Source organism: Collinsella sp. AF31-11, from assembly GCF_003475605.1.
In the GTDB taxonomy this organism is placed as follows: domain Bacteria; phylum Actinomycetota; class Coriobacteriia; order Coriobacteriales; family Coriobacteriaceae; genus Collinsella.
The window spans coordinates 311-21,300 of record NZ_QRQS01000006.1 but is presented as its reverse complement, the minus strand read 5'-3'; the positions used below and the strand labels follow the sequence as shown (position 1 = coordinate 21,300).

The 20,990-nt window shown below is 58.9% G+C and carries 14 protein-coding genes; 3 read left to right on the top strand and 11 right to left on the bottom strand.

Translation table 11 applies throughout. The features are described from left to right. Positions 1-29: 29 nt before the first annotated feature. From DWZ22_RS04840 to uvrA, 8 genes are all read right to left on the bottom strand, one after another. Positions 30-857, bottom strand: a complete 828-nt coding sequence (locus DWZ22_RS04840) for an ABC transporter ATP-binding protein (protein ID WP_006236159.1) — start codon at positions 855-857, stop codon at positions 30-32. After that, complete coding sequence (locus tag DWZ22_RS04835; protein WP_117735351.1) at positions 858-2,873, bottom strand: dipeptide/oligopeptide/nickel ABC transporter permease/ATP-binding protein; 2,016 nt, start codon at positions 2,871-2,873, stop codon at positions 858-860. A gap of 3 nt (positions 2,874-2,876) precedes the next feature. Beyond that, positions 2,877-3,833, bottom strand: coding sequence for an ABC transporter permease (locus DWZ22_RS04830; RefSeq protein WP_022094871.1), 957 nt, complete (start codon positions 3,831-3,833; stop codon positions 2,877-2,879). Positions 3,834-3,990: 157 nt separating this feature from the next. Then, positions 3,991-5,604, bottom strand: coding sequence for an ABC transporter substrate-binding protein (locus DWZ22_RS04825; RefSeq protein WP_117735352.1), 1,614 nt, complete (start codon positions 5,602-5,604; stop codon positions 3,991-3,993). A 364-nt stretch (positions 5,605-5,968) separates the two neighbouring features. Then, on the bottom strand, positions 5,969-7,909 hold the full coding sequence (uvrC, locus tag DWZ22_RS04820; RefSeq protein WP_369833851.1) for an excinuclease ABC subunit UvrC: 1,941 nt from the start codon (positions 7,907-7,909) through the stop codon (positions 5,969-5,971). 6 nt (positions 7,910-7,915) lie between these two features. After that, complete coding sequence (gene murJ, locus DWZ22_RS04815; RefSeq protein ID WP_233546453.1) at positions 7,916-9,598, bottom strand: murein biosynthesis integral membrane protein MurJ; 1,683 nt, start codon at positions 9,596-9,598, stop codon at positions 7,916-7,918. Between the two features lie 3 nt (positions 9,599-9,601). Beyond that, positions 9,602-10,102 (bottom strand): Cys-tRNA(Pro) deacylase, encoded by a 501-nt coding sequence (ybaK, locus tag DWZ22_RS04810; RefSeq protein ID WP_118405584.1) that lies wholly within the window; start codon positions 10,100-10,102, stop codon positions 9,602-9,604. Between the two features lie 134 nt (positions 10,103-10,236). Then, positions 10,237-13,116, bottom strand: a complete 2,880-nt coding sequence (uvrA, locus tag DWZ22_RS04805; RefSeq protein WP_118405583.1) for an excinuclease ABC subunit UvrA — start codon at positions 13,114-13,116, stop codon at positions 10,237-10,239. A gap of 260 nt (positions 13,117-13,376) precedes the next feature. Here uvrA and DWZ22_RS04800 point away from each other — a divergent pair, with 260 nt between their 5' ends. The 3 genes from DWZ22_RS04800 (at position 13,377) to DWZ22_RS04790 (ending at position 17,200) form a co-directional block, all read left to right on the top strand. Further along, positions 13,377-14,207: an Mrp/NBP35 family ATP-binding protein gene (locus DWZ22_RS04800; protein WP_117763873.1), complete on the top strand. Its 831-nt coding sequence runs from the start codon at positions 13,377-13,379 to the stop codon at positions 14,205-14,207. Then, positions 14,208-15,479, top strand: a complete 1,272-nt coding sequence (locus DWZ22_RS04795) for an NAD(P)/FAD-dependent oxidoreductase (RefSeq protein ID WP_118405582.1) — start codon at positions 14,208-14,210, stop codon at positions 15,477-15,479. It abuts the gene before it with no gap. Positions 15,480-15,559: 80 nt separating this feature from the next. Continuing rightward, positions 15,560-17,200 (top strand): NAD(P)/FAD-dependent oxidoreductase, encoded by a 1,641-nt coding sequence (locus DWZ22_RS04790; protein ID WP_118405581.1) that lies wholly within the window; start codon positions 15,560-15,562, stop codon positions 17,198-17,200. Between the two features lie 65 nt (positions 17,201-17,265). Here the strand turns inward: DWZ22_RS04790 and uvrB are convergent, their stop codons facing one another. From uvrB to coaE, 3 genes are read right to left on the bottom strand one after another with little or no spacing between them, the layout of a single operon-like run. Further along, complete coding sequence (gene uvrB / locus DWZ22_RS04785; RefSeq protein ID WP_118405580.1) at positions 17,266-19,506, bottom strand: excinuclease ABC subunit UvrB; 2,241 nt, start codon at positions 19,504-19,506, stop codon at positions 17,266-17,268. Positions 19,507-19,557: 51 nt separating this feature from the next. Beyond that, entirely contained in the window at positions 19,558-20,139 is a 582-nt protein-coding gene (locus DWZ22_RS04780) for a lytic transglycosylase domain-containing protein (RefSeq protein WP_117799003.1), read from the bottom strand. Further along, a complete protein-coding gene (coaE, locus tag DWZ22_RS04775) occupies positions 20,132-20,773 on the bottom strand; it encodes a dephospho-CoA kinase (protein WP_118405579.1) in 642 nt (213 codons plus the stop codon). Before coaE ends, DWZ22_RS04780 begins: the two co-directional genes overlap by 8 nt. Positions 20,774-20,990: the final 217 nt, after the last annotated feature.

The window sequence follows — 20,990 nt, the reverse complement described above, 5'->3', positions numbered from 1 at the left end:
GAACCGGGCGCACGGGAGGGAAAGCGAACTTACTCGCCGAGCTTGGGGTGCAGCAGCGACGGCGCAGCGCCGAGCAGCATCTTGGTGTAGGGGTCCTGGGGGTGCTGGAAGACCTGCTTGGCCTCGCCCTGCTCGACGATCTTGCCACCATTCATGACGATGATGTCGTCGGATATATAGCGGACCGTCTGGATGTCATGGCTAATGAACACCATGGCCAGGCCGAGCTCCTTCTTAAGGTCGGTCAGCAGGTTGAGAATCTGCGCGCGGACCGAAACGTCCAGAGCCGAGGTGGGCTCATCGGCGATGATAGCGTCGGGGTTCAGCGACAGGGCACGGGCAATTGCCACGCGCTGGCGCTGACCACCCGAAAGCTGGCCGGGAAGAACCTCGGCGGCAGAGCTGGGCAGACCGGTAAGCTCCAGGAGCTCCTTGACGCGCTTCTCCTGCTCTGCCTCGGTGCCCAGGTTGTGGACGCGCATGGGGTCGAGCAACTGCTCGCGAACGACCATGCGGGGGTTGAGCGCCGTTGCCGGGTTTTGGAACACGACCGAGATGACGCGACCCATGTGGCGACGGTCCTCGGCGGTACGCTTGGTAACGTCCTTGCCCTTAAAGTAGACCTTGCCGCTCGTGGGGGCCTGCAGGCCGCACATGACGTTGGCGGTGGTGGACTTGCCGCAACCGGACTCGCCGACGATGCCGATGGTCTGTCCGGGCATGAGCTTAATCGTTACACCCTGGACGGCGTGAACCAGGTTGGGGTGCAGAATCGAGCCGGTACGGGTCCTAAAGGTGACGTGAACATCATCAAGGAAGATGATCGGCTCGACGCCGTTGACTGCGGTCTCGCTCATCTACATCACCTCCGCGTGAGGGGTCAAACCATTTGCCTTGAGCACCTCGTCGGGGAGCTCGGAATAGAAGTGCTCGGTGCCAGGCACGCGCTTGAAGACCGGACGGGTGTCCAGGCCAATGCGCGGATGGCTCGAGCGGGGCGCGAAGCGATCGCCCTTGGGGAAATCGCGCGGGCTCGGAACGGCGCCGGGCACCTGGTGCAGGCGGCCCGAACCGCTCTCGATGGACAGAACGGAGCCCAGAAGACCGCGGGTGTACTCGTGAATCGGGTTGGTGAGCAGCTCCTTGGTGGGCGCCTGCTCGATAACCTGACCGGCGTACATAACCGTGATGTTATGGGCAACCTCGGCGACCAGAGCCAAGTCATGCGAGACGAAGATCATGGCAAAGCCGAGCTTGGCCTGAAGATCGTTGAGCAGCTTGATGACCTGCTTCTGGACGGTAACGTCCAGAGCGGTCGTGGGCTCGTCGCAGATAACCAGCTTGGGGTCGCGGGTAAGAGCCATAGCGATCAGGACGCGCTGACGCTGGCCGCCGGAAAGCTCGTGCGGATAGCTCTCGAGCGTACGCTTGGGATCGAGTCCAACGAGCTCCAGGAGCTCCTCGGCGCTGCGGGTGCCGCCGCGCTTGGTGAGCTGCTTCATCTGAGCGGAGATGAGCATCGAGGGGTTGAGCGAGGACAGAGCGTCCTGATAAACCATGGCGATATCGGTACCGCGCAGGCCGAACCACTCCTTCTTGCTCATCTTGAGCAGGTCACGGCCTTCCCAGAGGACCTCGCCGGAAAGATGCTCGTCCTCATCGGTCAGGCCCATGATGGCCAGCGTGGTGATGGACTTACCGCAACCGGACTCGCCCACCAGACCCATGGTCTGACCGGGGCGAACATCAAAGTTGACATGGTCGACGACGTTGATATCACCGTGGTGCTCAAACTGGATGCAGAAATCGCGGACCGAAAGGATCGGCTCGACAGACTCATCGGGCACGTGGCGGTCGTTACGCTTGAGCTCGACATCGCGCAGGGCGCCAAGGCGAGCGGAGAGGGACTGAGCCTGCTCCTTGTAGGCACGAACGGGGTCGGAGACCAGCAGGTCGGCCTCGCGGCGCTTGGAAGAATCGGTCGGATCCAGGGCAGCGGAGGGAGCGGCGGCCATAGCGTCGGTAATGCCCTCGGACAGGATGTTGAGTGCCAGGCAGGTGATCATAATGGCCAGGCCCGGGAACAGCGCCTGCCACCAACGGCCGGCGAGCACGCCACCGCGGGCGTCGGCAAGAATGTTGCCCCACGTAGCGGTGGGCTCCTGGATGCCAGCGCCGATGAAGGTCAGCGAAGCCTCGAAGATGATGGCGTCTGCGACCAGGGTGACGGTAAAGACCATGATCGGGGCGATGCAGTTGCGCAGAACATGCTTGATCAGAATCCACGGAGCCTTGGCGCCGGACACGATGACCGCGCGGACATAGTCCTCGCCGTACTCGGACACGATGTTGGCGCGCACGATACGGGCGATCTGCGGGGTGTACATAAAGCCAATCGCAAAGATGATCGACGGCACGGAATTGCCCAGGATGGAAACGAAGACGGCTGCGAGGGCGATACCCGGGATGGACATGATGATGTCCAGGATACGCATGATCGCCTCAGAGACAGACTTGCGCGAAACCGCCGCAAGAGCGCCGACAACAGAGCCGCAGACCAAAGCCATGGCGGTAGCACCAAAGCCGATGATCAGCGAGTAACGGCCGCCGTAGAGCATACGCGAAAGGATGTCGCGGCCCTTGTCGTCGGTACCGAAGATAAAGCCGCCACCAGGCGCCTGGCGCGCGGTGAAAATATCGACCGGGCTATAGGGGGCAAGCAGGGGTGCCAGGATCGCAGTCAGGGCGACCAGCACCAGCACGACGGCGGCAATCTTAGAAGATAGCGCCATCTTCTTCCAGCCACCGAGCTTGAGCCCCTTGGAAGCAGCCTTCTCGAGCTGCTCGGTTTGCTTCTCTCGAATCTTTACCATAATCTACACCGTCCTGATGCGCGGGTTGATGAGCAGGTAGAGCATGTCAACCACGATGTTGATGATGATGAAGGCAAGAGCGACGACGATGACGACGCCCTGAACCAAGTTCGCCTCGTTGCCCTGAACGCCCTGCAGAATCGCGGTACCCATGCCCGGGAGGTTGAAGATAACCTCAATGACGACGGCACCGCCCATGAGGTAGCCGATCTTAAGGCCGAGGGTGGTGACCGGGGTAATCAGCGCATTGCGAAGAACGTTGATACCGACGACGACCTTTTCGGGAACGCCGGCACCGCGAGCCATACGGACATAGTCCTTATCGAGCTCCTCGACCATGGCGGTACGCACGATACGAGTCATCTGGCCCGTCAGCGGAAATGCCAAGGCGATGGCGGGCATGATCATGCGTCCCAGATAACCAGCCGGATTCGTGGTGAAGTGAGGCAGGGCGCCCGATGCCGGGAGCACCTTAAGGTAGGAAGAGAACAGCAAAATCAACAGAACGGCAAGCCAGAACGACGGGGTTGCCAAGCCGGCAATGGAAAAGACACGGATCACTTGGTCCGGCCATTTATCGCGATACAGTGCCGCGATGACGCCGAGCAAAAACGAAACGACCGCGCCGATGGCAAGACCGATAAAGGTCAGCTGCATCGTGACGGGCAGGGCCGTGGAGATGCGCTTGGCAACAGAGTTGCGAGCAGCGCCGTAGGTGCCCATGTCGCCGTGGATCAAGTCGCCCATATAGCGCACATAACGCACGGGCCAGGGGTCGTCCAGACCATACTTCTCATGGTACTCGGCAACCGCCTCGGGCGAGGCACCGTCACCCAACGCCGTGTAGGCGGGGTCGGTCTTGGAGAACGACATAAGGAAGAACACCAGGACGGTGACGCCCAATGCCATGATCGGCAGCGCGACAAGACGCCTTCCAATCAAACGTAGAAAGTTGTTCACGTTCTCTCCCCTTTCTTTTGTCGGTAGGACCAACTGGTATATGAGTACGGATACTCATTACAAGACCCGAGCGACATCGTTGCCGCCCGGGTCTTTGTTTCAACTATGAGGATACGGTCTCAACGACCGGTATCCTGCATATAGACTCAAGCGAGTCTTACGCCTTGACGGTCGCGACGCCCTTAAAGGACATGCTCGTCGTGCCGATGCCCTTGAAACCATCGAGGGCCTCGCCGTTGGGCGCGGTGGACGGATCGTCCCAAGAAGCGGAGACGGTCTTGACGTGGACAACGGGGTACAGAACGGCGTTGTCGGCGATGATGTCGAAGCACTCGTTCCACTTCTTCTGCTGCTCGTCGCCCTCGGCGGCAAGAGCCTCGTCCATGAGTCCGTGGAGCTTCTCCCACTCAGCGGACTCCTTCCACGGGCAACGGGTCTGCATCCAGACGTTGTCGCCAAACCACCAGTTGAGCAGCAGGTCGGGGTCAGCGCCGAAGCAGGAAGGATCGCCAGGGGCAAGGAGGATATCGTAAGCCTCGCCGCCGTCGATGGCAGCGTAGGTGGCCGGCGAAGTATCGGTCTGGATGGTCACATCGAAGCCGAGAGCGTCAAGGTCGTTCTTGACCTGGGCAGCCATGCCCTTGATCTGCTCGTTATCGGTGGTGCGCAGGGTGATGGCGCCCGGGGTGATGCCGGACTCCTCGATGAGCTTCTTGGCCTTCTTGGCGTCGGTCTTGTACACCGTGGAGGCCTCATGATAGTTGGTAAAGCTCTTGGGCAGGTAGCAGCTGGCGGCGGTAGCAAGGCCGGCGAAGGTGTTGCTGATCATCTTCTCGGTGTCGAGCGCATACATAACGGCCTGACGGACCTTGACGTCGTTCCAAGGCGCCTTGGCGACGTTGAACATGATGAAGCGAGTGCCGAAGCCCTGAACGTTGTCAATCTTGCAGCCAGCGCTCTCGAGCTGATCGACGGCGTCAGCGGTAACGAGCTCCATGACGAGCGTGGAGCCTTCCTGCTGAGCAGTGACGCGAGCGGTGGGGTCGGTCAGGATGCTGTACTGGATCTTCTCGTCCTCGGCAGCATACTCACCGTTGTACTCGGGGTTGGGAACCAGGGTGATCTCGGTGTCGGAGATGGCATCGTACATCCAGGGGCCGGAGCCGATCGGCTGCTTGGCGCGATCCTCCTCGGCCTGGGTGGCCGGGGTAACGCGGATGATGGCCAGACGATCCTTGAGCAGGGAGAAGTTGGGGACCTTGGTCTTGACCGTCACGGTACTGGCGTCCTTGGCCTCGATGGACTCGAAAGGCTGGAAGAACGGAGCATAGGTAGCGGAAGCGGCGCAAGCGTTGTAGGAAGCCACAACGTCGTCAGCGGTGACCTCAGTGCCATCGGAGAACTTGGCGCCCTTACGGATGGTGACCTCGAAGGTGGTGTCATCCACAGACTTGGGATCGTCAGTAGCGAGCTCGTTGAAAGTGCTGTAGTCGTGGTAATCGATGCCGTAGAGGCCCTCGATGACATGCCAGTTGGCACCCAGGCCAACAGCGGAACCGGTGGTGGCGGGATCGAAGCTGGACGGAGCGTAAGCGGAACCAGCGGTGATCACGCCGCCGCCACGGTTGGCGGAATCGGTGGAGCCGGAAGCGGAACCCTCGTCGCTAGAGCTGCCACCGCAGCCAGTGAGACCAAGGCCGGCGACAGCAGCGACGCTGCCGGTGAGGCCGAGGAACGAACGCCTGGACATACCCTTGTTGATGATGGCCATGTCTTCTCCTATCAGTAGAGAATCTTACTCGGGAGCACCTAGACTTGCCCCCGCGCAACTTGCGGACGATATATACCTTACCTACCGACGAACCCAACTGAGGTGCCGCGCTCGGCGACCGATACATACATCCGCTTGAACGGTATTTACTACCGTTCACCGAATTCATTGACAAATGATTCGCCAGACAGTATGTATCGACGAGGTGAGATATCAGTCTTCGTCAACCCGCAGGATAGCAGGGTTTTCACTTGGGTTAGTCAAACGTTTTAGCGTTAATTAAACCCGAAACCAGCAGGCAATCATGGCGAAATAAATGGTTGAAAATCGCGCAATCATGTATATCAGCTGTTTAGGCTCGTGTTTAGTTTTCGGATTGCTTTGCCGCCGCCCCGGAACGCTCGGCATCCCACGCAACGAGCGTCTCGTGAACCGCTTTGGCGACATCGGCAGGAATGCCTCGAACTTCCGCGATCTCTTGCTCGCTCGCCACGCGCAAACGCTTCATCGAGCCAAAATGACGCATAATGGCACGTTTTCTGGTGGGTCCCACCCCTGGAACGTCATCGAGTATCGAAACCGTCATGGCCTTATCGCGCAGCTCGCGATGGAATGTAATTGCAAAACGGTGCGATTCATCGCGAACCTGTTTGATTAGATAGAGCGAAGCAGACCCGGTCGGCAGCACGACGGGCGTCTCGTCCCAAGGCACGAAAACCTCCTCATCGGCCTTTGCCAAGCCGCAAACTGGTATATCGAGCCCCAGGGCCTCAAGTTGTTTGATCGCAGCCGTCAATTGCGGTTTGCCGCCGTCGACAACAAGCAGATCGGGCCGCGAGCCAAAGCGCTCATCGGCCATGCGCTCGGGAGCGTAGCGTCGTCCCAAAACCTCGGACATCGACACGAAGTCGTTTGCCTCGTCCAATTCGGCCTGAATTTTAAAACGACGGTACTGGCTCTTGTCAGCGCGCCCGTTGGTAAACACTACCATCGAGGCGACGGTAAAGGTTCCGTGCAGCGTCGAGATATCGAAGCACTCGATGCGCATCGGCGGCGCCGGCAGCGCCAGCGCGCTTTCGAGCTCCAGGAGCGCTTGATTGGTGCGGTCGTCAGCGTACCCCGTTCGCATCATGTAGCGCATGAGGGCATGGCGCGCATTTTTGGATGCCATAGCGAGCAAACGGTGCTTTTCGCCACGCTGCGGCCTATGGAGATGGCAGGAACGCTCGCGCTTGCCTGCAAGCCACTCCCCCAGCGCCTCCGCATCCTCAAGCTCGACGGAGAGGTTGACCTCAGCTGGAATATCAGCCGTCTCATCGTAATAGCGTTTAAGAAAGCCCGACTGGAGCTCTTCCTCGTCAACATCAAGACCCTTGTCGAGAATGAACTCGCAGGTGCGAACTGTTCGGCCCTCGCGAACGACGAAGACGCAAGCGGCGGAGATGGTCTCTTCGCGATAGAAACCGATGACATCGATATCGACACTGGAGGGAAAAACGACTTGCTGACGATCGTCCAGACCCCTGATGACCTCCAAACGACGTTTGACGCGTGCCGCGCGCTCAAAGTCGAGCGCCTCGGCGGCATCCGTCATCTCGGAGGTCAGCTCATCGACGACATCCTTGCGATGGCCCGACAAAAAGCGCTCGACACGCTTGACGTTCTTGGCATAGTCTGCCGGGGAAATCGCACCGACACACGCACCCGGTCCGCGCCCGACATGGTAGTCAAAGCAGGGGCGCCCGTTTTGCGCGCAAATCATATTGACGATGTCTTCCTCGCCCTTGTGGGACTCGACGATACGGCGGCAACGACGCCACTCCGCACAGGATGCGGAGCAAATGGGAATAACCTTGCGCAGCGTATCTATCGTCTCACGTGCCGCACGGCTATCGGTATAGGGTCCAAAATAGCGCGTTCCCGGCTTATGACGCTCACGCGTGTATTTGATAGCGGGATACAGGTCGCCCTTTGTAATGGCGATAAAGGGGTAGCTCTTGTCGTCCTTGAGGTCGACGTTAAAGTACGGATGGTACTGACCAATCAAATTGCGCTCGAGCACCAACGCCTCATGCTCGGTCTCCACCACGATATAGTCAAAGCTCGCCACCAGCTGCATCATCAGCGGGATCTTTTGACGCTCATCCTGCAGTGTCACGTATTGACGCATGCGGGCGCGTAGGTTTTTCGCCTTGCCCACGTAGATGACATCGCCCTTGGCGTCTTTCCAAAGGTAGCAGCCGGGCTGCGTGGGAACGCGCGAAACCTGCTCGGCAAGCGTTGGAATGTTGTCGTGACCGGCCACGCGCACCTACTTGCGACGAAGCAGCGCCGAGACCTCGGGCATCTTAAGAACGACGGCAAGGCCAAAGGTAACAGCAAGCGAGACGACACCCGCAACGCAAACGTAGCCAAGAGTAATCAGAATCGAGCCGCCAAGTGCCCCGACAAAGTGCTCAAGCGCCCACATGACGCCGGCGCCTGCGGCAGCACCCAGGCCACCGAGCAAAAGGCCAAAGAAACCGCCATGCAGGATAGATTTGACCTGAAGGCCACGCAGACGACGACGCAGCCACCACAGCGAACAACCGACCAAGATCACGTAGTCAACGACATACGAAAGCGCGATTGCCGGCATACCGAAGCCCAGCACAACGCCAAACAGCAGAACCGAGCCGGCCTGGCCGATGGCGGAATACAGGCAATAGCGGCTATAGGGCTTCATGTCGAGCAAGGCAGAGAAGCTCTTCTGCATCAATACGACCACGCCGTAGAGCGGCAGCGAGAACGCCAGGTAGACAAGGAACTCGGACACCAGCGCCACGCCGGACTCATCAAACTTGCCGGCACAGTAAATCATGTTGAGCGGACGCGCGAAGACAATCAGGTACAGCGTGAACGGAATCAGGAAGAACAGCATCTGGGCGACGCCACGCGAAATGCCCGTGCGAACGCTGTCGTAATCCTTCTCCTGTGCGTCGTGAGAAAGCTCGGTATAGAGCGCCGTCGAAAGCGAAGCGGCAATCAGCGCGTAGGGCAGCGTGTACCACAGACGCGCATAGGCGATGACGGAAGGACCAGTCTCGGGCTGGACCACCAGCGCGGCAGCGTTGGTGATAGAAGTCGAGACAAACATGCACACCGTGGCGAGCAGCGTCGGGATACCGAGCGCAATCGTCTGGCGCAGTGCGGGGTCCTTAAAGTCGATATGGATATGGGGATGCACGCCGTGCTTACCAAGCGCGGGGATCTGACATGCCATCTGAACAAAGACACCGAGAGTCGTACCGGCCGCAATCAAGATGATGCCGGCACGTTCGCCAAACTGTGCGGACACGGGCGCAAAACCCATAAAGCTCGCAATGACGATCACATTGTTGAGGACCGGGGCAAACGTCGACCAGAAGTAGTCGCGGTGTGCGTTGAGAACGCCCGAGAACACCGAGCCCAAACCATAAAACAGAATCTGGATGGCAAAGAAACGGAACATGAACGCAGCGGTATCCATGCTGCCGCCGTCACCCGAAAGGAACGATTGCGTCCAGATAAAGCCCGGGGCGAACACAGTCCCCAGCAACGAAATGCCACCCAGCACCAAAAGCAGAATGCCAAGCAGGTTGCCCACGTACTCGTTCGAGGCCTCGCGACCCTGCTCACGCCTCACGCCCATGTACACGGGCAAAAAAGCCGTCACGAGCATGCCGCCCATCACGAGTTCGTAGAGCATATTGGGCAGGTTGTTGGCGACCTGATAGGAGGACGAGAGTAGCGACATGCCGATAGCGGCCGCCATTGCCCACGTGCGGATAAAACCGGTGACGCGAGACACGATGGTCAGGATGGTCATAAGCCCGGCGGAACGACCAACCGTGGAGTAGTCCGACGAGCCCATGTCGTCAGTGTCATCTTGCGACGAAGAAGCCTCAGGCGCGGGCGTCTGAGAAGCCGAACGCTTTGCAAAGTGAGCCCCGCGCTTCGATTCTTCCTGCGGCATCGTTCAGTCCTCTCTCGTGATCGGGGCAACCGTCGCCCCGCAAAATGCAACTAAGTCGTCGGGGGCAAGCTCAAGCTGATAGCCACGCTTACCGCCTGAGATAAAAATGGTATCCCAAAGGACGCATGTCTCATCGATCAGCGTCCGAAAGCGTTTTTTCATGCCGACTGGACTGCAGCCGCCCCGGACATACCCCGTCGCGGCAAGCAAGTCCTTAACATGCACCATGGTCAGCGACTTTTCGCCAGCGGCGCGCGCGGCGGCCTTTAGGTCAAGCTCGTCGGCAACGGGAATACAGCACACAACGTGTTCATTGGACGGCGCCACGCAAACCAAGGTCTTAAAACCCTGGCCAGGCTCCTCGCCAAGTTGTTCCGAAATTGCAACGCCTAAACCCGCCGACTCATCGCCATCGTCTTCATACGTATGGAGAATATAGGAGATGCCGGCGTTTTCCAGCTCGCGCATCGCATTGGTTTTCGGCGTCTTTGCAGCCTTTGCCATGGCATGTCCCTTCCCTCGCATTCGAACGTAACGCCTAAGTATATGTCCAATGTAGCCGCATACGTCATCTCGACACACAGAAGCGCCACCGAATCGAAAGGAATCGGTGGCGCTTCTCGCATGACGGCGTCTCTTTACTGGGCGTCGAGTTGTGCTTGACGCTCGCGGTCGCGCTCGAGCAGCGGGGCCAAGAACTTGCCCGTGTAACTCTGTGAACATGCCGCGACCTGCTCTGGCGTACCCGAGACCACGACAGTTCCGCCGCCATTGCCGCCCTCGGGGCCCATATCGATCAGACGGTCGGCAACCTTGATGACATCGAGATTGTGCTCGATCACCAGAACCGTGTTGCCCGCATCGACCAGGCGCTGCAGCACGTCGAGCAGCTGGCGGACATCCTCAAAATGGAGACCGGTCGTCGGCTCATCCAGAATGTAGAACGTCTTACCCGTCTGACGGCGGTGGAGTTCCTTGGCGAGCTTTACGCGCTGTGCCTCGCCACCCGAAAGCGTCGTTGCCGGCTGGCCCAAGCTCACATAACCCAAGCCCACATCATACAGAGTCTGGAGCTTACGCTTAATCTGAGGAATATTGCCAAAGAAAGCCAGCGCCTCGGTGACGCTCATGTCGAGCACGTCAGAGATGGTCTTACCACGGTAGGTAACCTCAAGCGTCTCGCGATTATAGCGCTTGCCGCCGCAGACCTCGCAGGGGACATAGATATCGGGAAGGAAGTGCATCTCGATCTTGATTTGTCCGTCGCCCTTGCATGCTTCGCAGCGGCCGCCGCTCACGTTAAAGGAGAAACGTCCGGGCGAGTAGCCGCGCGCCTTCGACTCCGGTGTGCTCGCAAACAGCGCGCGCAGATCATCCCACAGGCCAATGTACGTAGCGGGATTGGAACGCGGTGTGCGGCCGATCGGCGACTGGTCAATGTCGATCACCTTATCGATGCACTCGATACCCTCGAGCTTTTTGTACGGGCCCACGGGACGCGTCGAGCGATGAATGGCATTCGCAAGGGCAGGCGCGATGGTGTCGGTAACCAGGGAGCTCTTGCCCGATCCCGACACGCCGGTAACGACCGTTAGCGTACCGAACTCAATCTTGGCGGTAACGTTTTTGAGGTTGTTGGCACGGGCGCCCGTGATCTTAAGGCAGCCGCGACCGGGCTTGCGGCGCTTGTCGGGAACCCGAATCATTCGCTTGCCAGTCAGGTAGGCACCCGTCATCGAATCGGGGCACGCCATGATATCGGCAGGCGTTCCCGCGGCGACCACGTGTCCGCCGTTCACGCCCGCGCCGGGGCCCATGTCGATCACATAGTCGGCAGCACGAATCGTATCCTCATCATGCTCGACGACGATGACGGTGTTGCCGATATCGCGCAGGCGCTCAAGTGTCTTGATCAGGCGCTCGTTATCGCGCTGATGAAGGCCGATCGATGGCTCGTCCAAAATGTACAGGACACCCATGAGACCGGCGCCGATCTGCGTTGCCAGGCGAATGCGCTGGGCCTCGCCTCCGGAAAGCGTCGCCGAGGCACGGTCGAGGGTCAGATAGTCGAGTCCGACATCGACCAGAAAGCGCAGGCGCTCCAGGATTTCCTTAACAATGCGCCCGCCGATAAATTGTTGGCGCTCGGTAAGCTCCAGGCCCTCAAAAAACTCGAGCGACTCGCGGCACGACAGGCAGCAGACCTCGTAAATGGACTTACCGCCTACGGTAACGGCGAGCATCTCGGGGCGCAGACGAGCACCATGGCAACTCGAGCACGGCTCCTCGCGAATGTACTTCTCCAAGCGCGCCCTGGTGTTCTCATTCGTCGTCTCGTTATAGCGCTCGTACAGGATATTGCGCACGCCCGAGAACTTGGTGTCCCACTGGCTGCGACGCCCATCGAGCTTTTGATAGTCGACCGAAATCTTCTGGTCGCCCATGCCGTCTAAAAACGCGCGACGCACCCGCGGAGGCAGATCCTCCCACGGCGTACCGACGCTCACCTTAAAGTGTTTGCAGACCGCAGCGAAAATCTGCGGATAGTAGTTAGAGTTGCCAAACAGGCTGCCAAAGACCCCGTCGGCGATCGACTTCGAGGGGTCTTCGATTAGCGCTTCGGCATCGACCGTCTTCTTAAAGCCCAGGCCATCGCACTCGGGGCACGCGCCATAGGGCGCGTTGAACGAAAAATCACGCGGCTGAAGATCGTCAATGGAGTGTCCATGCTCCGGGCACGCCAAGGCCAACGAATACTCCAGCAGCTCGCCCTCGGTCCCCTCGGGAGCATCACGATCGGGCAGCATGTACACGTTTACATTGCCGTGAGCCAGCGCGGTCGCCTGCTCAACAGACTCGGCGATACGGCCCAGAGAGTTCTCGCGAATCACGATACGGTCGACCACGACCTCGATATCGTGCTTAAACTTCTTGTCCAGATCGATCGGATCGTCGAGCGAGCGCACTTCACCGTCGACACGCACGCGGCTAAAGCCCTCGGCGCGAAGGTCCTCAAACAGTTTAGTGTACTCGCCTTTTCGCCCGCGCACCACCGGTGCCAGCACAAACGCGCGGCGACCCTCCCCCGCGGCCAAGACCTTGTCGGCAACCTGGTCGGTCGTCTGGCGCTCAATGACGCGGCCGCATTCGGGACAGTGAGGGGTGCCCACACGGGCGAACAGCAGGCGCAGATAGTCGTAAATCTCGGTTACGGTGCCAACCGTCGAGCGAGGGTTTTTAGACGTCGTCTTTTGGTCGATCGACACCGCCGGCGAAAGGCCGTCGATTGAATCCAAGTCGGGTTTGTCCATCTGGCCCAAGAACTGGCGAGCATAGCTCGATAGGCTCTCAACATAACGGCGCTGGCCCTCGGCATAGATTGTGTCAAACGCCAGCGAGCTCTTGCCCGAGCCGGAAAGGCCGGTAATGACCACGAGCTGGTCGCGCGGAATGGATACATCGATATCGCGCAAGTTGTGCTCACGCGCACCGCGAATAACGATAGAGGAATCAGACATGGAAGCTCCTTGCCTCCTATAACTTCAAATCACACCGTCGATGAGTTTAGCGCACTCAACGCGCACAGATGTTCGTAATACAAGATTCTCAGACCTTTTGCTTTATCTGACACGCGCACGTCGCATACCCGACCCATGCTTTCGAATGCCATCGATCGCCCGCCGCGCATCACAAATGACTCCCGCTCGCAAACGAGGGTACAATGACGCTCGTGTCACATCGCGGGGCCCCGTCCCCAACATATACAAAGGAGTCATACATGGGTTGCGAACACGCACAGGCCGCCGGCGGACAAACGTCGCCGTCGCAATTTGAGGAGAACACGCTGTCCGAGGTCAAGCGCGTCATCGCCGTGCTTTCCGGCAAGGGCGGTGTCGGCAAGTCGTTTGTCACCGGTGCCATCGCCACCGAGCTCGCCCGCCACGGTCACAAGGTCGGCGTTCTCGATGCCGACATTACCGGTCCCTCCATCCCCAAGATGTTCGGTATGAGCGGACGCCACGTCCATGCCCTTGGCAACCTTATGCTGCCCGAAATCTCCGAGCACGGCGTCAAGGTCATGAGCTCCAACCTGCTGCTCCAAAACGAGACCGACCCCGTCCTTTGGCGCGGTCCGGTCATCGCAGGCGCCATTAGGCAGTTCTGGAGCGAGACCTCGTGGGGCCCCATCGACTACCTGCTGGTCGACATGCCTCCGGGAACAGGCGACGTCGCGCTCACCGTCTTCCAGTCGCTGCCCGTCGACGGCATCGTCATCGTCACGAGCCCGCAGGATCTGGTCTCGATGATCGTCGCCAAAGCGGTCAACATGGCCGAGAAGATGAACGTCCCCATTCTGGGCATTGTCGAGAACATGAGCTATATTGAGTGCCCCGACTGCGGCAAGAAGATTGAGGTCTTTGGCAAGAGCAAGCTCCCCGAGGTCGCAGATCGCTATAAACTCGACATCTTGGGCCAGCTTCCCATTAATCCGGCACTCGCCGAGGCCTGCGATAAGGGCGAGGTCGAGACCGCGCTGCCCGATGGCATGTTGCCCAAGGCAGTCTCTGCCGTCGAGGCCATTACCCCGCACGAGACCGACGAGGCCTAAGTGAACGCGAGCGCCTTCTATGACGTCCTGGTAATCGGCGGCGGGGCTTCAGGCCTCGCCGCTGCCATTACGGCTGCACGCGCTGGCAAAAGCGTCTGCATCGTTGAGCGCGATGTCGCCTGCGGCCTTAAGCTCCTTGCGACCGGTAACGGCCGCTGCAACCTCTCCAACGAATCGATTGATCCTCAGCGGTATAACCACCCCGCATTCGTTGAATCCGTCATGGGCCCCCAGCCCGAACAAGAGCTTATGGGTTTCTTCTCCTCGCTGGGCATCATGACAACCTCCGAGGAAGGCCGACTGTACCCGCGCTCCCTTCGCGCCGAATCGGTGCGCGACGCGCTTCTCAACGTTTGCGACCGCCTAGGTATCACCTTAATCTGCGGAGCCAACGTTGCCTCGGCGCACGAAGCTTCCGAAGGCTGGGTACTCCAAATAGACCGTCCAGCGCGGGCGCTCAAGGCAAAAAGGCACGACGACCGAAAATCGGAGCTCCGCTCGCTTCGGAAAGCGCTCGCCGATGTCCCTCGCAAGAACGAGACCCTGCAGGCACATGCCGTAATTATCGCCACGGGCGGCAGCCCCACCGGTATCGCCGATACGTTTCGCCTCCCCCTCACTTCGCTGCGCCCCATCCTCTGCCCCGTTTCGGCAACGGTCGTTGGCGATCGGGCGGCACTCAAGACGTTGGATGGCCTGCGCGTCCGCGCCCGCTTGACGCTCGCCCGTAACCATAGTGAGCTCTGGCACGAAGACGGTGAAGTGCTGTTTCGAACCTTCGGCATCTCGGGCGTCGCTGTCTTCAACCTCTCCCGTCGTATCCAGCGCGGCGATACGATCCTGCTCGACGTTTTCCCCGACCTCTCCAAAGACGAATTGCTCGATACGCTCAACCGGCGCGTTGAGCTGCTCGATAGCTTTTCGCCCCGCAATCCCCGTTGGCTCGACGGCATGCTCGCCCCGCAACTCTCCCGCGTCGTCTGCACAGCGTTCGAGCAGTGCCATCCAAGCTCCAATGATGTCATCCACCTGGTCTCGATCCTCAAGCACTTTAAGTTGCTCGTCGAGGGAACAGCCGAGGAGCGCTCTGCGCAGGTCACGCGTGGTGGCGTATCTGTCGAGAGCATCTCAACACCCAGTCTACGCGCGCGCAGCGTTGTCGACGCCCCGCTTTACGTCTGCGGCGAAGCGCTCGACATCGACGCCGATTGTGGAGGCTTTAACCTTGCGTGGGCCTGGCTCTCGGGCATTCGCGCTGCAAGCAGCCTGTAGCCGCGCAGTCTATAATCAAAAACGCATTCGGGCCGTCTGGGATACCGGACGGCCTCTTTCTTGCCTCCAAGGAGACCTCGATGATCGAAATCACCCAAGTCAACGCGTCGCTCGATGAAGCCGGCGATGAAAATGCCTGCCTCATTGTTGGCAAGCGAGTCGCCAAGCGCGTCCTACGTTGCAAGGACTCCGAGATCAAGTCCATCGAGCTCCACCGCAAGTCAATCGACGCTCGCAAAAAACGAGACGTCCATTTTATCCTGAGCTTTCGTGTTGAGCTGACTAGTCCCCACCTCGAGCGAGAAGCGGTCGGCAACGTTGCCGAGCGTGACCGCTCGCGCGTACGCGCGATAGAAGACGATGGGCCTTCATTCCCCTCCCCCGTTTCCGGCGCACCCAAAGAGCGCCCCGTCGTTGTCGGCGCCGGATGTGCCGGCCTTTTCGCTGCGCTTACGCTCGCCGAAGCAGGTCTTAAGCCCTTGCTCATCGAGCGCGGCGACCCGGCATTTCGCCGCTCGCAGGCGATCGATCTCTTTCTAAAGGAGCGCATCCTCGACCCCGAGAGCAATATCCAGTTTGGCCTGGGCGGCGCGGGAACCTTCTCGGACGGTAAGCTCAATACGGGAACCAAAAATCCCGCCCATCGCCTTATCCTCGAAACCTTCGTCGAGGCAGGTGCACCCCGCGATATTCTGTGGGATGCCAAGCCGCACATTGGCTCCGACATCCTTCCCAAGGTTGTCACCGCTATATCCCTGCGCATCGAGCAGCTCGGAGGTGTCGTCCGTTATCGAACGAGGCTCGTCGACATTCGCATCGACGCGTCTGGCGCCATCACCGGTATTGATGTCCAATCGTCCCAAGACGCCGCTTGCGAGCCAATCGAGACAAAGCACCTCATCCTCGCCTGTGGGCATTCTGCTCGCGATATTTTTGAGCTCCTTAAGGACCACAACGTGGCCCTCGCACAAAAGACCTTTGCCATGGGCGTTCGCATCGAGCATCCGCAGCGCGACATCGACCGAGCCCAATATGGAGCCTCGGCGGGACATCCAGCGCTCGGGGCGGCCCCTTACAAACTTGTTGCCCATCTTCCCAACGGCCGTAGCGTGTTCTCGTTTTGCATGTGCCCCGGCGGACAGGTTGTTGCCGCCTCTTCAGAACCGTGCCATCTGTGCGTCAACGGGGCCAGTCTCAATGCCCGCGACGGACGCAACGCAAATGCCGCTCTGCTCGTTAACGTCACGCCTGAGGACCTTCCCAACGATGACCCGCTCGCCGGCATCGAGCTCCAGCGTGCCTGCGAGGCGGCTGCCTATCGCCTGGGCGGTTCCAACTGGAACGCACCGGCACAGCTTGTCGGAGATTTCCTCGCAGGACGCGCCAGCACGGCACCCGGAAAGGTAAAACCAACCTATCCACTTGGTGTGACCTGGACGGCAATTGACGAAGCCCTGCCGCAGCATATCGTCGAGTCGCTCCGCCTGGGACTTCCCCTACTCGGAAAAAAGCTACGAGGCTACGACCGCCCCGATGCCGTTCTTACCGGTGTGGAGACTCGTTCGAGCTCACCGATCACTGTCACCCGAGACCGAGCGTGCCATGCCGTGTCGACCCCGGGCCTCTACCCTTGTGGTGAGGGAGCTGGATATGCCGGCGGCATCATGAGCGCGGCCACCGACGGCATCCGTTGTGCCGAAGCCCTGATCGCAGACCTCTAGCGCACGAATTCCAGCGCGCAAAGGATACAGGCCCCGAGCTCCACAGGGAACTCGGGGCCTGTTCGCTATTTCTTAAACCGTGCACCCTGGCGTTTTCTGCCCGATGCGAACGTGGAACCCTTGCGGGCCTGCGAACGTAAGCGCTCGATCGTCTCGTCCTCAGACGCACCCTCGAGCATCGCCCGAATCTGAACGACGGCATCACGCAGACGCGCCGCCTCCTCAAAGTCCATGGCGGCGGAGGCGTTACGCATGTCTTCCTCCATGGTCTCGACGATCCGCACGAGCTCGTCGTGCGGTAGCCCTTCCAGCTGCTCGGCAAGCGTCTGCTCGGGTGCCGACGTCTTCGGCGCGGCGCCCTCGCCGTTTTCGTCGGGTGTATAGAACGCACCGTGACTCAGTGAATCGCCTCTCGAGCGTCCCTTGGAACCCACAGTCTTTTCGGCCTCGGCAATAAAGCTCGAAATGTCGTTAATGGCCTTGCGGACCGTCTTGGGCACAATGCCATGCTCTTCGTTATATGCCATCTGAATCTCGCGACGGCGCTGCGTCTCCTCGATGGCTTCTTTCATCGAATCGGTCACAACGTCGGCATACATGATGACCTCGCCGTCGGCGTTACGGGCCGCGCGGCCAATCGTCTGAATCAACGAACGGCGGTTGCGCAAGAAGCCTTCCTTGTCAGCGTCGAGAATTGCCACCAGCGAGACCTCGGGAAGGTCTAGACCCTCGCGGAGCAGGTTGATGCCAACGAGAACATCAATCTTTCCCTCGCGCAGCGTTCGCAGGATCTCGACACGGTCCATCGTCGCCGTATCGGAGTGCATGTAATTGACCTTAATGCCCGCATCAAGCAGGTGGTCGGTCAGGTCCTCGGCCATGCGCTTGGTCAACGTGGTCACCAGCACACGCTCCTTGCGGGCAACGCGCTCGCGAATCTCGTCCTCAAGATCGTCAATCTGCCCACGAACCGGACGCACATCGATCTTGGGGTCGAGCAGACCGGTCGGACGAATGATCTGCTCAACGTCATTTTGGCTCACTCGCAGCTCATAGTCACCCGGCGTGGCCGAAACATAGATAAACTGGGGGATCCTTGCCTCAAACTCATCGAAACGAAGCGGGCGGTTATCGAGCGCCGAGGGCAGGCGAAAACCATGCTCCACCAGCGTCACCTTACGCGAGCGGTCACCTTCGTGCATGCCGCGAATCTGCGGCACCGTCACATGGCTCTCATCGATGATGCAGAGCATGTCCTTAGGAAAGTAATCGATCAGGGTAAACGGCGGCTCACCCGGCTTGCGACCGTCCAGATGACGTGAGTAGTTCTCGATGCCGTTGCAAAAGCCCATCGTCTCGAGCATCTCAAGATCATAATCGGTGCGCTGCTGCAGACGCTGCGCCTCGAGCAACTTGTCGGTCGCCTTGAGCTCCGCCACGCGCTTCTCGCACTCTTCGCTGATCGATTTCAGAGCCGCCTTAACCTTCGGCTTCTCGGTCACATAGTGCGAGGCCGGCCACACAGGAATTGCTTCGTACTCACGCAGCATTTCGCCGGTGACCTCATCGATCTCGGCAATCAGTTCGACCTCGTCACCAAAGAACTCAAACCGCAACGGATGCTCGGCATAAGGCGGATACACGTCGACAACATCGCCGCGCACGCGGAACGTGCCGCGCGCCAGGTCATAGTCATTGCGATCATATTGAATGTCGATAAGTGCATGGATAAAGTCATCGCGCTCGAGCGGCACCTTCTTGTCGACGTTCGGGGCTAGGCCCGCATAGTCCTCAGGAGAGCCAATGCCATAGATACACGAGACCGATGCGACGACGATCACATCTCGTCGAGAGAGCAGCGATGCGGTCGCCTGATGTCGCAGCATCTCGACCTCTTCGTTAATCGAGGAGTCTTTCTCGATATATGTATCGCTTTGCGGCACATACGCCTCGGGCTGATAGTAGTCATAGTACGAGACGAAGTAGACCACAGCGTTGTTGGGAAAGAACTCTTTGAGCTCGCTCGCAAGCTGAGCGGCGAGCGTTTTATTCGGAGCCATGACCAGCGTCGGCTTTCCCAGGGCCTCAATAGTCTTTGCCATCGTGAAGGTCTTGCCCGAACCAGTCACGCCCAGCAAAACCTGATAGCGGTCTCCGTCCCTCACACCCTGCACAAGCGACTCAATGGCTTTAGGCTGAGAGCCTGCAGGGTCATAGGGAGACACGACCTTAAACGGCACGTCAGAGCCTTCAACGCCAAAGCGCTTAAGTTCACCACCAACGCGTTCTACTTCAAATTCCGCCATGGATACTCCTAACTCATATATCTGCAGTATACGCAGGCGGTAGGCTTAGTCCTATACGAACCGATCGGGATAGAGGGTCTTATAGCGAACCCAGGCATTATTGACACGAATCAGATACGCCTGCGTCTCGGGAAAGGTGATTGCATTATGAAGCGACGTACTTTGCTGCGCCCATCCGTCGACATTGCCCATGCCAGCGTTATAGGCGGCAATGGCACTGTCGGTCGACCCGTTAAAATACGCTAGAAGATACGAAAGATACGCACAGCCAAACTCGATATTTGTAGCCGGATCGTTAAGGTTGTCGGCCGAATACTCGCCACCGTCGACAAGGCCCTTGGCGATCATATCCTGAGCAGTCTCGGGCATCAGCTGCATCAATCCCTGAGCACCTTGATTCGACTCGGCCTCGGGATCCCAATTCGATTCAGACTTAATGACAGCGCACACCAAATACGGATCCAAATTATGCGAAATGCTGGATTGCTTTACATACGCCTCGTAGTCAATCGGATACAGCGGTTTAAAGAAAGCAGCAGGAGCATACGAGTAAACGAATGAGATAAGGCCAAAGACAAAAACGGCAGCCAGCGGTATAAGGCGATACCAAGTAAGGAAACGTGTCTTAGGCATCGGCCTCCTCCTTATCCACAACATCCACGAACCCATGGCGCGCAAGCCATGCATCCAGTTGTTCAAAGAGCGAGTTATCGCCTGCCGCATTATCAATAACCGTTGTAGCAAGATTGCACAGCGCAGACTCATCGGGCTGGCAAGCAGAACGGGCATCGAAATCAGATGGCTCCATGCCACGTTGTATAGCACGCTCGCGGCGAACTGACAAAGGAGCGCTGATGACCAGAATTTCATCAGCCAAGCCAAATGCATCCTCAAAACCAGTCGGAGCAGAAACCTCGACTACCGCAAAGGGATAACGGGGAGACGAAACCGTACAACAAACCGGATCGAGAATCCTAAGCGAAAGCTGTTCAATGAGAACGGGGTGCACAATGCTATTGAGCCTCGCGACCGCATCAGGAGAAACAAAAGCTCGAGAAGCGAGGATGTTACGGCGAACGCCGCCCTCCTCGTCCAAAATATCCCAGCCAAATTCTTCCGCGAGGGCATTGACGATATCGGAGCCTGGCACATACAGCGATTTGGCAAGCTCGTCCAGATCGATAAGCATGGCGCCATGAGATTCGAGATAGCGGCAGGCAGTCGACTTACCCGAAGCAATATTGCCCAAGACAAAAACGGTAAACATCAAGTCCTCCCTAACGCCAATGGGAGTTATTATCGCGCAAATACAAAAGAAGGACTCAAAATACAGCCAAACAGTAAGACAAGCTAAAAGAAGGCGAGTTCTTGTATTACAGCTCTCTATAAAACGCAAAAAAGGGGGAGGCCGCGAGACCTCCCCCTTCTTCAAGTCATCAGACGGCTCGGTGCCGTCCACCGGTCAGCGGCGCCCTGGCCTCCCA

Bases quoted from the DNA above. Each gene is read 5' to 3' on its own strand.
- DWZ22_RS04840 (WP_006236159.1), bottom strand. From the start codon at position 857: ATGAGCGAGACCGCAGTCAACGGCGTCGAGCCGATCATCTTCCTTGAT.
- DWZ22_RS04835 (WP_117735351.1), bottom strand. From the start codon at position 2,873: ATGGTAAAGATTCGAGAGAAGCAAACCGAGCAGCTCGAGAAGGCTGCT.
- DWZ22_RS04825 (WP_117735352.1), bottom strand. From the start codon at position 5,604: ATGGCCATCATCAACAAGGGTATGTCCAGGCGTTCGTTCCTCGGCCTC.
- murJ (WP_233546453.1), bottom strand. From the start codon at position 9,598: ATGCCGCAGGAAGAATCGAAGCGCGGGGCTCACTTTGCAAAGCGTTCG.
- ybaK (WP_118405584.1), bottom strand. From the start codon at position 10,102: ATGGCAAAGGCTGCAAAGACGCCGAAAACCAATGCGATGCGCGAGCTG.
- uvrA (WP_118405583.1), bottom strand. From the start codon at position 13,116: ATGTCTGATTCCTCTATCGTTATTCGCGGTGCGCGTGAGCACAACTTG.
- DWZ22_RS04800 (WP_117763873.1), top strand. From the start codon at position 13,377: ATGGGTTGCGAACACGCACAGGCCGCCGGCGGACAAACGTCGCCGTCG.
- DWZ22_RS04790 (WP_118405581.1), top strand. From the start codon at position 15,560: ATGATCGAAATCACCCAAGTCAACGCGTCGCTCGATGAAGCCGGCGAT.
- uvrB (WP_118405580.1), bottom strand. From the start codon at position 19,506: ATGGCGGAATTTGAAGTAGAACGCGTTGGTGGTGAACTTAAGCGCTTT.
- DWZ22_RS04780 (WP_117799003.1), bottom strand. From the start codon at position 20,139: ATGCCTAAGACACGTTTCCTTACTTGGTATCGCCTTATACCGCTGGCT.
- coaE (WP_118405579.1), bottom strand. From the start codon at position 20,773: ATGTTTACCGTTTTTGTCTTGGGCAATATTGCTTCGGGTAAGTCGACT.